Source organism: Microcoleus sp. LAD1_D3, assembly GCF_036702135.1.
Lineage (GTDB): Bacteria > Cyanobacteriota > Cyanobacteriia > Cyanobacteriales > Microcoleaceae > Microcoleus.
Genome location: NZ_JAUBSB010000094.1, coordinates 1 through 15,496, shown reverse-complemented (window position 1 = coordinate 15,496; position 15,496 = coordinate 1). Strand labels below are relative to the sequence as shown.

The following is a 15,496-nucleotide window of genomic DNA, read 5'->3' as shown; positions in this document are numbered from 1 at the left end:
TTGAATGTTCGGTGTCAAAATAGGACTAATCAAAGTAACCGACTGGATCAGCTTGAGTTGCCAGTTGATAGGATTATACCAACTGGAGAAAGATTTGAAGCTGTTGGAATTTCTCTTGACCGACGGGGAAAACCTTGGATATGGGTGGGTAGCCATTCTATGAGTAGCACTCTCTGCTGGGTCAGAGCTAATACAAGTTATGTTAAACCGTTTCAAAGAAGGTAGTCGTGCATAAGTAATGATGAAACTCGCTCTAAGCCTATCTGTGTAGGGATTGAGGGAGCAAAAATTGTAACTCTTGCACCACTATCTCACAGAATTGATCGCAACATCCAATAGCCTTTCTCACTAAGAAGACAATAGCCAAAATCCGCTGCACTATGGTTGTGGCGGGTTTACTTCTTAAAAAACACTGCACTTTATACCCGCACCTGTGACGCAAAAAAACTAGACCCGCAACACTCCCACCGTGCCAGCCACGCTTAAGGTGCAACTCTGGGAACGTTACTCTTGCCAGCCATCTCATCAGTATTTCCCCGCCTAAAGCTTGTAACCCTTGTCGCTACGTCAGGATATCGGTACAAGCTGTTTCAAGGGGTTTCTGCACGATTGCTACTCAAACCTTTGTCATTGCTCTGCTTCAGGTTTAGGTTCCTTCGGTTTTTTCTCAAAGACTTGGATATTTGGCTCTAATAGCACAAAGCCGTTAGAGGTTGATTCACCCATCTTGCCACCGATAGCAGCCACCCACTGGGGATAGTTGGTAGCAGCATCCTCAAGCTTCTTCCATATTTTTGGTTTAACAGTAACGGACACTACCCGATCGTCACAGTCAAGCTCAAAGGTTTTCCAGTTGTCTTTGTTAGTCTCTACGTTGTTCGGTAGTTCGTTAATTTTGATGATGAGTTCAAGTTTGCCAATTGTCATAGGTAGTTTCGTTGGTTTAATGCGTTGCTCTTCTGGTACGAGAGTCAGCTTTGTTATATTCTCCAGCATAGGGCTTGCAACCGCTACAGATTCATCAGGATAATCTAATTTCCCCATCTACGACTCGAAACTGCTACGGCAAGGTCAGAATATAATAAATAACTTGTTGCGCTAATAGGTTTTTCGTGCTGGCAACTGGTTGGTAGAGGAAAGAAAGCAACACCGAAGGTTGGTAAAATGGATGAAGTCGTCAAGAAAGTAGCTGCCTTGGGTTTACCCGGTATCATCCTGGTAGTGACGATGGCTGCGACAGGTTTTACAGGAGCGGCTGCAATCACAGCAGCTCTAGCATTTCTAGGTGGCCCGGCTGGAATGCTCGGAGGTATTGCCGTACTAGGTTTGACGGGATTGATTGCAGAGGCTCTAACAAAAGTAGGGTTAGAGGACTTGCTGACAGCAATTTATTGCCAAAGGCGCTTATCTGAGCCACACGGGAAACTTTTAGAGGAGATTGAGCAATTATCATTGTTTGATGGCGATATCAAAGAAAGGCTCAAGCAAACTGTGACAGATGGATGTGGCTGTTCAGCAGCCAGTGCTGCCAACATTTCAGATGTTACTAGGGAAGCTCGCGCCATTTTAGAAGCTGTCCCAGGAATGACACCAGCACACCACAGGGATTTTAACAGCTCCAATCCGATTATCAGACTTAGGGATGGAACAGCGGTTAGGGCTTGGAAAAACCCCCTCGGCGTCGATCACATTTTTTTAGCCGATCGCGATGGCAAAATGATTTACGGTGGCTTCGTAGGCTGGATTCACAGCGAGGGGTTGAATCAAGCGCTCTTGCAAATGAGAAGAGACTTGACGTAAAGTAGATAGGATAGAAAGCATATTGTAAATAAAAGTTAAGTTTTCCAAACCACTACCATGCCCTTATTAAGAGCTAAGGGTCATCTAGCAGAAACTTAAAGGCTAAATCACTGAGAATTTACTAGCGGTTGCCACTTCAGATACATCAGAGTATAATGTTTGACATCAGCAAAAACTGTTAGAAATAGAGCATTTAGCTGTTTTCCAAAAAGTAAGCACTGTATATCAAACCAGCACTCATAAATATCTAAAATTCTGATAGTCTTCTTGGCAGGCTTTTTTTACGCCTCACCGCTCATGCCTCCCACACTTCTTTGAACTCAGAACTCGATCGCTCCAAAATCGATCTGTGACCATCGCTCTAAATCTTGCCTTCAAACCTCTGATGCCAGAGGATATACCCCGACACGGTAATAACCAGAGTGATGCCTCCTCCTACCCAAGCCAGCATAGGATTGTAACCGCTACGGCTGAGGGTCTGCATCCATAGATGGGTGCGATCGGAGGATATTAACCAATCTGCGATGACCGGAAAAAGATACATCAAAGATGCACCAACGATAAGCCAGCCCACCATAGAGACGAGGAGAAAGATAGTTTTGGCTGTAGATTGGCTACCCATGAGCAATTGCGGTAAAGAACTAACTTTGAGATTAGCAAAGGAGATGCGTTATGTCAGCACAGCTATGCGATAATCGCGGCCCCGACCAAAGAGACATTACCGATTTACTTGATGGGATGAAAGGAGCGATCGGCAGGGGAAGTGGATGATTCGACGTGAAGGAGCGATCGAAATCATAGATTTCTCCGATGCTAAACATGAAGGAACGTTGGATACATAATAATTAATTATTCCCCATGAAGAAACTCAGCATTGACTCTGATAATAAAATATGCAATTACAACAACGACTGACTGAGATCGACCTTGATGCCTATTTTCAACGAATTGGCTATAGCGGTGACTGCTCGCCTAGGCTGACAACGTTACAGGCAATTCATCAGCGACATTCCGAAACGATCGCCTTTGAAAACCTCAATTCGCTCCTGAAACAACCTGTGAAGCTGGATTTAGCATCCTTGCAACAAAAACTCATCAACCAGGGACGGGGCGGCTATTGTTTTGAGCAAAACTCACTGTTGCGGGCTGTTTTGCTTGCTCTTGGCTTTCAGGTAACGAATCTAGCAGCTCGCGTGCTGTGGAATTTGCCGTCCGGGACGATCGCACCTCGCAGTCATATGGTGCTGGGGGTCAATATTGATGGAGAGCCATACATTGCAGATGCGGGATTCGGAGGATTAACGCTTACCGCGCCGCTTGCTTTGACACCGGATATTGAACAACCTACCTCCCACGAACCATTTCGATTGAGCGCAGCGGATCGCAGCTACATTATGCAAGCATATATCAAGCATGAGTGGAAATCCCTTTACAGATTCGATCTTCAGGAACAAGAATTACCAGATTATGAGGTGAGTAATTGGTACGTTTCAACTCATCCAAACTCGATTTTTGTTACTAATTTGATGGTGGCAAAACCGGATTCAAATTGTCGTTATGCCTTGTGGAACAATCAGTTTACGGTGCATTATTTGGATGGTCGAACAGAACACCGCGTCCTTTCAACGGTTGCAGAGTTACGCGCTACCCTTGAGAATGTTTTTTGTCTCAACCTGGGAGCGATCGCTGAGATCGATCGGATGTTACAACAATTAATTGAGCGCTCGTGTGCGATGACCTAACGATTCTCTCGGTTAATGGTTAATCAATGTAACATACCATTCTTTCCTCGTTAATCTATTAGGGCAGCAGCCGAGATACGGGCAAAATAGGACAAGAAGTAAAGTTTTGTAAATATAAGACAAAATGACTTGAAGTAGCAAAGCCTGAAATACTTAGCAGTAAAAGATTTCCGTTTTGGGGTTCTGTACAAGGGCAGAGTAGTAGTAATACTCTGCCTTCTCAATAATTGGTTTAACAGTCAGCCAATTTAGTAGGATGCTTTTGTGCTTGCAAGCTTTCTCGAAAGCTACGTAGGGACTTATTTGTTACGTTTCTTAATGTCACGTCCTCGGAATGCAGGTATCTCGGCTTTACCCCTAGTTCAGCAAAATCTTCAAGAATTTCTGTTTCCGTCATGCCACGGGCGAGATATTCTAAGATGTCGTATAATGGTTTCCATTGATCGCAAGAACTGAGAATTTAGAACATAAGTAAAAGAAACTATATATGGCTGAACATCATCCACTAGGTGACATAGAATATCTTCGAGAGAATTTGCTAAAAAATTATAAATCAGGATTCCCTGTTCTCAAAGAGCTTGTTCAAAATGCTGAAGATGCAGGTTCGACCCACTTTGATTTTGGTTGGATCGAAGGTATCTCAAATGCAAAGCATCCTTTATTACGCACACCAGCTTTATTTATAGTAGATGATGGTACATTTACTAACGAAAATGCTCGTTCGATTCGCTACATAATTGGGGGAAGTAATAAGCCCAAAGAGCAAGATGCTATTGGAAAGTTTGGACTCGGACTAAAAAGTGTATTTCATTTATGTGAGGCATTTTTTTACATCGGTTCTGAGATTCAAAACCCACAATCCAAACGCGCTGACATTTTTAATCCTTGGGCAGATAGAGATGGAGATTTGTACCACCCTGAATGGGGCGAATTCGATCCAGAGGATTGCAATAAAGTCAAAGAGACTCTTCGCAAAATTATTGAACAACCCGAGTATCAATCCCAATGGTTTATTCTATGGATACCTCTAAGACAAATCAGCCATCAAACCCATAAACCAGAAGAAGAAGGTATCCAACTAGGATGTATTAAAAATGGTAAAGCAGATTTTTTCAATAAAGAGATTCCCAGTTTTTTGTCAGAGGAAGCAACTAAGTTAGAATTTACTCTTCTTCTCCCCTTACTGCATTCATTAAAAACTATTCGTTACTGGCAAAATGATTTGGATTGTGGTCAAGAAAAATATTTGATCGCTATTAAGTCTGAAAAGCGCCGCCATGCCGCTTTATCAAAACTGAATCCTTCTGAACCTCACGCTTTAAAAGGAAAAGTAAATCTTACTTCAACGTCTTCTTGTATTGATTTTGAGTTTAGTGGTCAAGAGATTATTCATGAAAATCCTAGTTTTACTAATATTCTCAATCGTGACAATTTTCCCACAAAATTCAAGAATATCAAACCACACACGGCTATAATTTTTGGTCGCTGGGGATCGCAACCTGCAAATTTAATGATACGCACAGCGGTATTTCTACCAATAGGAAGCAGTTTGAGCGATATACCATCACAGAATAGCTTTTGCTTAACACTGCATGGATATTTCTTTGTTGACTTTGCTCGCACAGGAATTCTGGGCTGGAATAATGAACGGCATATAATTGCTAGTCAGCGTTTTGAGGGTGACGATGATGATACTTTTTTGAAAAAAGAGTGGAACTTTACTCTATATAAATCTTTGCTAGGTAACATTCTAGATGCTTTAGAAAATTTTTCCCAAGACTTAAATAATGATGAGCTTGATATATTTTGTAAGGCTTTACACACAGTACCCTTATTTAGGGAAAACAGTCAAGAAATCTGTGAAAAGAAACAATGGATTTATCGAATTAATCCCCAAGAAGAACGCTGGCAATTAATTTCTTCAGGGCAAGTTCATCTACGCATACTCCCTAAAATACGACCAAACTGGGCATTTTTCCCACGACTTGAGAAACTTGCCGAGCAATACTGCTTAACCGTTGAAGGAAAACCGAACTTACTTGCAGGAAAAAATACTCTCACATGGAAATCAGACGAAATATGCGCTATTATAAATTCACTCGAACCTAGCAAAATTTTCTCGAATATAGATAATCTTAGCTTCCTCCAAGCTTTTTTAAGCCAGAAAGAAACTAAGGTTATCTTAAATGATGAAAAAGTGCAGGTAAGCTTAAGAGAACTTCTTCATAAAGCTTTTGCAAAACTTGGTATAGCAGAACTACAAAAGGATAAAATTCTTCCCTTTGTAAAGAAATTAGTAGAACTTCTGTCACCGAAAAATCGTTATGCGATCGCCAAATTTGACGCAAATGAGCCAACCGCCGTGCATAATGTTCTTAACGAGCTGTATGCACTCAACCTCGATCTGTTGCTTATCTATGAAATTTTTGAACCTGCATCACAACCTAGTCAAGCAATACTGAAACCTGAGCAAGCAGTTAAGGTACTTACTTGTCTTAGTAATATCTTGAAAGAAGATAGATCTATATACATTTGTAACCTTATTAAACAAGTTCTTAGCAAGTTTGATTTTCCTTTAATTATTATTGATAAACTAGCTGAGAAGTCATTATTTCCCGGCTATAAATATCGCGAGAAAAAGACTTACCTTTGGAGTTATGCTAAACTATGCGAAAGCCGCTCCAAAAACCTTCTTTTCACAGGTAAATACAATACCATAGCGGCTGCCCTAAATGAAGCCATTCCTGATTATGACTTCATATTCATTGAGGAGGATCTCGCAAGCATACTTAACAAAATTCCAAGTATGAAAGGTATTTCTTCACTCACACTTGATAGCTGTAAAAACCTGCTTGACAAAAAACCAAATTTGGCTGATTCTTACAAACGCATAAATCTATTGAAGGAGTTAATCCGTTATGTCTAAAGAATTACGTTACTTGCTGCATGGAAATAAGGAAAAATATGATGATGTACAAACATCCTTATACATCGCCTCTCAAGAAAGTACGCTATGGCAAAAGATTGGGTTACAAGTTCTCAAGAGCCGGAAAGAAGATTGGCGCTTGATTGATTCAGTATTAGTTGATCATATTCCTTCAACTCAGTTTAAAAACTTAAAGATTGAAAAGCTTCAAATTGATGAAGTTATCAATTTACTCCGTCTAAATACAGACTATCTTGATGAAAATAAGTTAGAACTAAATGAGCGATATGAACTTCTCCGCTATATCAGTCAAGACCCTGCTAATAAGGATTTATGGCGATCGCTAAAACTACATGAAACAGTTGATGGTACGCTCGAATATGTCCAAGCAGGTCGAGTGTATCTAGAAAACCCAAATTTTCCTTTAGATCTACGAATTAAGGATCATGTTGTTCTAATTCGATCCAATGGGAAAATTCGCCAGGATTGGATTGATTTATGGACTCCTGATGCAGCGATCGCAAAAGTTCTTAGCCTACCGAATCCTCATCAATACTATGACATCATTCTCGATGCACTGCAAAGGATGACTAATAATGAAAATAAAGAATTGTACAGAGAATCTTTAAAAAGTTCTGGGTGGCTTCCTCCAAATGGATATTGTCCACAAGACATACTCAGGTTGCCAAATAGTATAAAGCGATACGAAGACACGATCGCCAGCTTAGACAGCACAAAATATCCCGAAAACAAGTTACCACAATCGTTATCTAGTGCCGATCAATACACTTGGGTTCAAAAGTTGTTCGACTTTTGGGACGAGGAAAATGTCGTCAAAAAAGTGCTTGCTCATAATCAGAAAACGCCTGAATATTGGACGTATTTCCGTGAAGTTATCCTTGATGCCTTATCACGTATTTCAAATGATTTAAAAGAATCTCTCAAAACAGAAAGCTGGCTTGCTTTGAATGGGGATGGTGGCACAATCTCTCCATCGAAAATTATGATCATCCCAGAAAAACTCCAGAAACACTTATCAACATTAGTGGATTTGAGTGCTGGTGAATACACAGAAACTAGACAACTTTCGTTAAAGATCACCAAACACAAAAATTATCCTATTCTTCAGAAAGTTTTTTCTAAATGGGATGAAAATGATATTCTTGAATATATCTTCAACCAAACAGAGCCACATCAAAACTATCAGATCATTCTTGATGTATTTAGTAGTCTATGGAGTCAACAGCCACAAAAACTGCCTAACGCCAATAATCAAGGAAAACTCAAAACAAAGGCATGGCTGGCAACCGAACAAAAAAATAAGGCAGTGCATCCTGAAAATGTGCTGTATTACCGAGATTTGAGTAAAGAAATAGAGGACTTGCTACTACTACCAACAGTTTTTTCGGAATATATTTCATCTTCAGACTTAGCACTAACAATTAGTCGTAGTGACTGTTGGAAGTGGTTAACCAAAGAAGTATTCATCACGGAAGATGAAGCATTAATTGAGATTGGTAAACTTCTGAAGCAAGCGCCAGAATATCAGATTGGAGAGTTTTCTATAGAAGAGTTTCCCTTAGATAAATGCTTAGAAGCTTTCAAGCAGTTTGATGTTAGCTTTCTACCTGCCTGGAACTTTGCCAATAATCTATCAAAAAAAGAGAAATTTAAAACGTATCTGTTGCCAAACCTATTAGATAAAATGGACGTGGCAAAGCTCCGCGAGCTTCTAATATCGCTTTCTAGTCCCGCTTCTCAAGTCGATGCTGCTAATGCCACTAATGTGGAAATTTTCAATACTTATCTTGGGTTAGCTATTAATTACGGAACATTCAGCACAGATATTTTACCCCACATCCATCTCCTTAATCGTAAAGGTCAGTGGAAAAGTCCTAATAAGTTAATAAAGGAAGGCAACAATATTGATGAGACTTATGTGCTAGATGAAAAGCAGTTAAATATTATACATTCATTCTTGAAATCAGAGACTCAAGGCAATCATGATTTACCAGAATCAGATGAAGTTTTAGAAGACAAAAATAGCATCTTGATAAATTACTTTAAAAAATGGGAGGATCACTGTCAATTAGAACCCATTGGAGCGTTTCTGAGTCTTTTCAAGAGTTCTGACAATAAGATTAAGAAACAGGCGGAATATTATCTAGGCAGACGTAATATAGAACATTTGCAAGCACGCTTGCTGAAAAATACAGAAAAACCCATTCGAGTTTTTCAAGTGCGTATTGGTCAGGCTGGAAATCGTACGTGCGATGCAGTTTCAATACTGGGATGTACTTTTGAAGCTGAACTTGCTAATCTAACTAATCCGGATAATTTTTTCGTAAATGAAGGTGAATTAGCCAGCAATACAAAACGGCTAGAACTGTTGCATATACAACCAGAACAACTTGATCGTACTGAGTTAGTGAGAATTATTAAAGACTCGACTAGAGTTCTTCTTGAAAAAGTTTATGGAGTCGAAACCAATTCGATAGAAGCAATTTGGGAAAATTTGCTAAATTCCGATCAGCTTGATATCCGAGTAGCTGAAAACTTGTTAATAAAGAGTGCTTCGTATATTCTGAGGACGCTTAGAATACATGATCTCAGTGTAACAATGCTCTTGAACAACTTAGACGACTTGCGTAACAAAGAAGCCGAATACGAACTAGAAGGTCTGGATGAAAAAAAACAAGCTACTGAAAAAGAGATTCAAGAAAAACTCTCTGAATTTTCAAATCTGCTAAAAAATAATGAAGGCGTAAAAGAGAGTTTACTAAAGTCTGTACGAGAAAAGATAACGCAGTATGGCTATCGTCCCCAGAGTATCCCCTTTGAGCTATTTCAAAATGCCGATGATGCCGTAGTTGAATGGCAAAAAATGTCATCGACAAAAGAAATTGAGGAAGAAAGAAAACAGTTTGTGGTGGTATTGAGCGATCGCCAGCTTTTATTTATTCATGCGGGTAGACCGATTGGGTGTTTCCAACATTCAGATAATCCACAGATAAACTATCGCGATGAGGGGTACCATCGCGACCTTGAAAAGATGTTGGCATTTAACATCTCTGACAAGGGAGTTGGCGTAACAGGGATGTTTGGCTTAGGATTCAAAAGTGTTTATCTCTTATGTAAACGACCGCGCATTTTAAGCAAGCGCTTAGGGTTTGCTGTCGAGGGTGGACTACTTCCATCACGCCTCTCCCCTGAAGAAACTAAAGCCTTGAAAGACAAATTAGACTCATACAAGATGCCTTCAGATGCAACAATTGTCGAACTAGAGTTAGATGGTGTTCAGCCGCAAGAAATTATCACGAAATTTCAAGAACTAGCAGGTATTTTAACTGTTTTTTCACGGGCTATTACAAAATATCGTTTTATTAACGAGATTGAAGATAATTACTCAAAATTATTTACATGGGAAAGAAAACCTTTTCTGGGTATTCAAGGTGTTGAAATAAATAGAATTACAATCAACGGTGAATACTCACTAAGACTTTGCCTGCGAACAGCATCGGGATCTGCTCTGCTATTAGACATGACCGAGAGAGACGGTAGGCTTAGTTGCACTACTTCTAAGAGTGCACCGACTTTTTGGGTAACAGCACCAACACAAGAAAAACTTGACGTTGGTTTTATATTGAATGCAGCTTTTAAAGTAACAACAGGAAGGACAAAGTTAGATCCAACAGGACAAAACAAAGAACTTGCTAATAATATTGGCATTGCGCTCGGTCAACTCCTAAAGAAATTGCGTGAAGCCAACTGGCAAGATGTAAAAGTGGCTCTAGGTTTTTCTAGCGTAGATAGTTACAGCTTTTGGGAATTTCTTTGGAAAGAACTAGCCGTTAATTGGCAAAAACTCGGTACTAATGAGCAGCGTGACCTGATTAGCGGTATTTTAGGCGGCGATCGCGGCATGGGATATCTCATCACCCACAGTGAAGCCCTACCAAACGGATTATATGGTCACTATCGCCAATTAATTTCTCTTCATAGTGACATTAATTACTTCAAAGTGACAGGTAAACTCGCTGAGTATTCTTGCTTCTGTGAAGTTTCTAAATGGTCACACTTCCAGCAAAACTATCAAGGCAACCTAATTTCCCATACCCGATGGGAAGAGGCAAAAAAGCTGATTGGTGTAAAATTTGAGGGAAAATATACTTTTACTAACCTACGACTAATAGATGTATTACAAAAGGAAATTGGAACCATTGAGCCAAAGGTAACACCCGAACAGGCAAAACAAATAGGAAATCTTATATCAAAAACTTTTTTAGATACCCTCAGCACATCTCCAGAGCATCCCGATCTACAAAGTTTCTTGGGTAACATTCGGTTTAACGCACAGGCTGGTAATGATTTACTCTCTGAACAATTGCTTTCAGCCACATCTGACCAACCCGAAGAAAAACGTTTAGTCGGCTTCGCTCCTGACGATCGCCTGTTGCATTCCAACTATATCGCCTCTGCCATAGATTTCTTCTATGCTTGTCGTTTCCGAAGAGATAGCGTTGTAATAGAAGTTCTTGTGCAATGGGCGCTACAGGCAGAAACGACCACAAAACGTAATGCAGTACACCACTACTTGTTACATGGAGATCATCGGGATGAACTTGCAAAAAGGCTTTACAAAAATCTTGCAAGCTCTTGGATGGCAAATGATCGTAATATTGTAGAGACACTCGAATTAATGGTACTCATCGGGATTAAGCGAGAAGAAAATTATGGAGTTCCACCAAGCGATTTAAGTCCAAATGAACCTGAATTTTCAGAAGAAGAGAAAGATTTTCAAGATCACGATCCAAACAGTGAAATCAGCACTCGTTGTACTAGCAACGACTTTTATTCATCCCGATCGCCTGCCGATTTTGAAGGATTTGCAGAGATGCTTCTAGCGGGACTTGAGCGCCAGCATTCACATTGGAAAGGCTACATTTACCACTTTACTCACGTTGAGAATGCAGTTTCAATTCTCCAGAGTGAGCAACTGCAATCGCGTAACCGTTGTAATAAATTTGTAGACTCGGCAGGTGCAAGCCTGATTGCTCACACAAGTAATGATGTAAAAAACTTAGCTCGCTTCTATTTACGTCCGAAAACACCGACACAATGGCACAATGAGGGGCTAGGCAAACGTAATGGTCAAATTTACGCCCTCTGTCCCGTGCCGATCTTTTTTAGACTGAATCTCAAGCGTGTACTGGACACACACGGCAGTAAATGTGGCGTTAGTAATGGAAACCTCGCTGCTCGTTCTGGTTCTCATTATGGCAATAGTATGAAGTTTCTGGAATACTTTGACTTTGATAATGTGTACTGCACTCAAGCAGGAAGAGAAACATTTCTAAGGGCATCACAGCAAGAGTTTGTTGTGCATGACTATTTAGATATTGCTAAGTTGAGCTTAGATGACATCACCATTATTTGCCGAAATGAGCAGGATAAAAAAACTTTAATGTGCTTGATCGGGCCAAACTCGAAGTACGCTAGTAGGGTATTCACAGAAAAAGAGGAGGCAGCTAATTGCCGCGACCTGTTCCACCACGAAAATCCATTTGTTGAGGTTAAGCATAACGCAGATTTTATCGAAGCAAAAATCGAAAACTATGATGATTTTAAAATAGAAGGTGAATTAATCCTTAGCTTTGTTAAAGCAAATTCACTAGAAGGAAAAATTAGCTCTAAAGATAATGCCCGATCAAGAATCTGTATTCAGCTACAATCGAATCCCAACACCCCGATAATGGTATACTTTCAAGAACGTGAAAAAACATGGTTAATCTACACTAATGAATCTCGAAATTATTAAGGGCAATTTATTTACCTCCAAGTGCCAAACATTGGTTAACACAGTGAATTGTGTTGGCGTAATGGGTGCTGGGATTGCGCTGGAGTTTCGTCTGCGCTACCCAGAAATGTATACACGCTATGTTGAGCTTTGTAAACAAAAGCAGATGGAGATTGGTAAATTATGGCTTTATAAAAGCGATCGCTCTTGGGTGCTGAATTTCCCGACTAAAAACCATTGGAAAAAACCTTCAGATGCAAAGTTTCTTGAGCTAGGCTTACAGAAGTTCGTCAATACTTACAAAGAAAAAGGGATTACCTCGATCGCTTTTCCTTTACTCGGTACTCAGAATGGGGGAATCCCTACAGATGAATCTTTAGCGATCATGCAGAAATATTTAAGCCATTGCGACATCCCTGTTGAGATTTACCACTTTGACCCTGACGCGCCTGATGATCTGTTTACCGACTTAAAGACAGAATTTCTAAGGCTATCTGAGAGTGAACTGATAGAGGTGACGGGTTTGGGTAAGGCTTATATCAAACGAGTGCGGGAAGTAATAGAGGGTGCTCGTACATACAGTCTCGCCGCATTCCTAGAAACAGAGGGAATTGGGCTAAAAACCGTAGAAAAAACGTTATGCTTGCTAAGAGATCGGGGTGAAATGAGCAGTTGAACAGAAACTTACGCTAAGGAAATGATTGTGCCGTTTTGAATATTGCGATGGTTTCTTATAAACCTGTACCAATTGATCTATCTGAAATTTAAAAGCCTCAAATCCTTACTTGTAGCGACCTGCAATACTAAACGCTTAAACCCCTGCAATCAAAACATTTTGGAGTTTAGACTAAGCAGGTCAAAAAGTGCGAGCGCTGTGAGACTAGCGAACAGTTCTCAAGAAGGGCAATGGTCGCTGGCGAAAAACTATCAGACTCAACCAGAAAATAAATACCAGCGACCGTTGACGTTCTTCGAGGGAGATTCAAAAGTTGGGTGACGATCGCACTTTTTAACCTGCTTAGTCTAAACTCTAATTTTAATGAACGTCAAACTTGTGGTGAATTGATATGCCAAGAGTGAACTTTGATAAGGGTTGGTCGAGACTGCATCGATTTACTGGTGGCAAGGACAACCCCGATGTTATTAGTCGTTGGAGTTGTCGAGGTAAATCAGGCATTTATCTAATTTCTGATGGAAGTGATTATGAAATTTTGTATGTGGGGAAAGCCAATTCCATTGATACTCGCCTACAGGAGCACATGGAGGCTAAGGGATACGGCAATGCTCGAATTGCTGCGGATATTGCTAGTGGCAAAACCTTTACTCTGCGCTGGATACTGTCTAGAGATCCAGATCTTTCAGAGTCGATTGCTATTGTCGTTTTGACTCCCAGGTACAACGGGAGATGTGAATGGAAGAGGGGGGTTGATAAGGTTGACCTACTTTCATGTTTGCAAGAAGCTGAGCGGATTGGTCTAGTTGAATCTAAAGAAAAAGTAGAAGAAAACTTAATTCTTAATCTCTGTAATGCCTTGGAGATTAGGATTTCTGAGCTCCGTCATAAGAAGAGTGAGCTTTGTAATCAAGCCGAGGCATTGAGTAACTCAACGAACTGGAAAGATGGCGAAGAACGCTTGAAGAAGATGCAGGCTGAATGGAAAAAATTAGGGTTTGCAGGAAAATTTTTTGATGACGTAGCCTGGGGGCGCTTCAAATATGCAATAGATACGTTTTACGAACGTCGTAGGGCTTATTTTGCACGGAAAAAAAGTGAATTCTGTAGCCAAGTTGAGGCATTGAATAAATCAGACAAGTGGAAGGAAGCTGAGGAGGGCTTAAAGCAGTTACAGTCTGAGTGGAAGCAATTAGGATCTGCGGGAAAAGAGTTTGACGAGGCAATTTGGTTTCGTTTTAAGAATTCGATCGATGCGTTTTACGAACGCCGTAAAGCTCATTTTGCTCAGAAGGAGTGTGAGTATGAGGAAAATAAACGCAAGAAGGAGCAACTTTGCAGAGAAGCAGAATCGCTGCTCTACTTTACTGACTGGAAAAAAGCTGGAGATACATTTAAGGCTTTAAGCGTTCGCTGGAAATCAACAGGTTCTGCTGGACGAGACCATGAGGAGAAACTTTGGCAGCGATTCAAGTCAGCTAGGGACAAGTTTCATGAACGGAGAAGTGAGTATTTCAATCACCAAGAACGAGAACAACTTGAAAACTTAGATCGTAAGCTCAGAATGTGTGCCGAGGCAGAAGATATCTCTGCTATCGGTGCAAGAATAGCAGGAAACGTTCGGGACTCTGTTCAGCGAATAAAGCAACTTCAAGCTGATTGGAAAACAATTGGTCATGTTCCTCGAGATCGACGGGAACAGGTACAAGACCGCTTCCGTCAAGCTTGTAACAAAGTTTTTGAGTGGGATCGACAAGAGCGGGAACGCAAGCAGGCGGAATGGCGGGAAAAAATGAAGGAGATTATTGCCAATAAAAAGGAGCAAGCGAACCGTATTCGTGATTCTATCCGTCATGATGAGCAAATTATCAACCAGAAATGGGATACCATCTCCAACTTACGTCCTGGCGGTAGAGCTTCAGAAATTCGAGAGCATTTGGAGGAGCAGATTCGAGATATCCAGCGTAAGATCGACTCGAAATACGAGAAGGTGAGGGATATCGAAAGCTCAATCCGTGATCTAGAAATCAAGGTCTACGGTTTCTAAACTTCTATGGAAAGCAAAAAGTCTAAATGGGATTGAGCCGAGATACAAATACGGTGTTTGAGTAGCAATCGTGCAGAAACTAACGTATACGTTTAATAACTCAGAGTACCCTTTTTCGGATCTAAAGGACTACCCCCCATTCGTCTGGTGGTCGCGAATTCTCAAGTATCCCAGCGCGATCGCTCTGCAATCAAATCATAAAGGAGAGCGAAAAATTTTGGGGGAGATAGGGACTGGCAGTACGGTAAGATGACCTAATGTCCGAGTCATCTTTCCCTTTCATTTATCAACTTAAGGTGGTGCTGCTGGGCATCAGCCCCATGATCTGGCGACGGGTACTTGTCAGCCTCCCCTAAAATTTTTCGCTCTCCTACTCGTCCAGGTTTCAGCCATCACATGGCACTTCGTTGCAGCTTCGCTACCTTTACCCCTTGTCAATACTCCGGACAGTTTTTAAGCAGCCAAAGTACCATAAGACAAGACTGAAGAAAGATTAGGATGGTTTAAAATC

Annotated in this window: 9 protein-coding genes; 6 read left to right on the top strand and 3 right to left on the bottom strand. The window is 40.7% G+C overall.

Going from position 1 to position 15,496, the window contains the following annotated elements:
• Window positions 1-627 precede the first annotated feature (627 nt).
• On the bottom strand, window positions 628-1,044 hold the full coding sequence (locus QUA74_RS28020) for a hypothetical protein (RefSeq protein WP_333335643.1): 417 nt from the start codon (window positions 1,042-1,044) through the stop codon (window positions 628-630).
• A 120-nt stretch (window positions 1,045-1,164) separates the two neighbouring features.
• Between QUA74_RS28020 and QUA74_RS28015 the strand changes: the two genes are divergently transcribed.
• Window positions 1,165-1,800 carry a hypothetical protein gene (locus QUA74_RS28015; RefSeq protein ID WP_333180634.1) on the top strand — a complete coding sequence of 212 codons (636 nt, stop codon included), beginning with the start codon at window positions 1,165-1,167 and terminating at the stop codon, window positions 1,798-1,800.
• Between the two features lie 361 nt (window positions 1,801-2,161).
• Here the strand turns inward: QUA74_RS28015 and QUA74_RS28010 are convergent, their stop codons facing one another.
• Window positions 2,162-2,422 carry a hypothetical protein gene (locus QUA74_RS28010; protein WP_333335639.1) on the bottom strand — a complete coding sequence of 87 codons (261 nt, stop codon included), beginning with the start codon at window positions 2,420-2,422 and terminating at the stop codon, window positions 2,162-2,164.
• Window positions 2,423-2,693: 271 nt separating this feature from the next.
• On the opposite strand from QUA74_RS28010, the gene QUA74_RS28005 reads away from it, so the two are divergent.
• Window positions 2,694-3,542, top strand: a complete 849-nt coding sequence (locus QUA74_RS28005) for an arylamine N-acetyltransferase (RefSeq protein WP_333335636.1) — start codon at window positions 2,694-2,696, stop codon at window positions 3,540-3,542.
• A 232-nt stretch (window positions 3,543-3,774) separates the two neighbouring features.
• On the opposite strand, the gene QUA74_RS28000 is transcribed toward QUA74_RS28005, so the two are convergent.
• On the bottom strand, window positions 3,775-3,939 hold the full coding sequence (locus tag QUA74_RS28000; RefSeq protein WP_333335633.1) for a hypothetical protein: 165 nt from the start codon (window positions 3,937-3,939) through the stop codon (window positions 3,775-3,777).
• Between the two features lie 90 nt (window positions 3,940-4,029).
• On the opposite strand from QUA74_RS28000, the gene QUA74_RS27995 reads away from it, so the two are divergent.
• The 4 genes from QUA74_RS27995 to QUA74_RS27980 all read left to right on the top strand — a co-directional run bounded on the left by QUA74_RS27995 (window position 4,030) and on the right by QUA74_RS27980 (window position 14,985).
• Window positions 4,030-6,468 (top strand): sacsin N-terminal ATP-binding-like domain-containing protein, encoded by a 2,439-nt coding sequence (locus QUA74_RS27995; RefSeq protein ID WP_333335631.1) that lies wholly within the window; start codon window positions 4,030-4,032, stop codon window positions 6,466-6,468.
• The gene (locus QUA74_RS27990; RefSeq protein WP_333335628.1) at window positions 6,461-12,286 is read left to right on the top strand and encodes a DUF4433 domain-containing protein; all 5,826 of its coding nucleotides are present in this window, start codon (window positions 6,461-6,463) and stop codon (window positions 12,284-12,286) included. Before QUA74_RS27995 ends, QUA74_RS27990 begins: the two co-directional genes overlap by 8 nt.
• On the top strand, window positions 12,267-12,941 hold the full coding sequence (locus tag QUA74_RS27985) for a macro domain-containing protein (RefSeq protein ID WP_333335625.1): 675 nt from the start codon (window positions 12,267-12,269) through the stop codon (window positions 12,939-12,941). Before QUA74_RS27990 ends, QUA74_RS27985 begins: the two co-directional genes overlap by 20 nt.
• Before the next feature lie 391 nt (window positions 12,942-13,332).
• Window positions 13,333-14,985 (top strand): DUF349 domain-containing protein, encoded by a 1,653-nt coding sequence (locus QUA74_RS27980; RefSeq protein ID WP_333335621.1) that lies wholly within the window; start codon window positions 13,333-13,335, stop codon window positions 14,983-14,985.
• Window positions 14,986-15,496 lie beyond the last annotated feature (511 nt).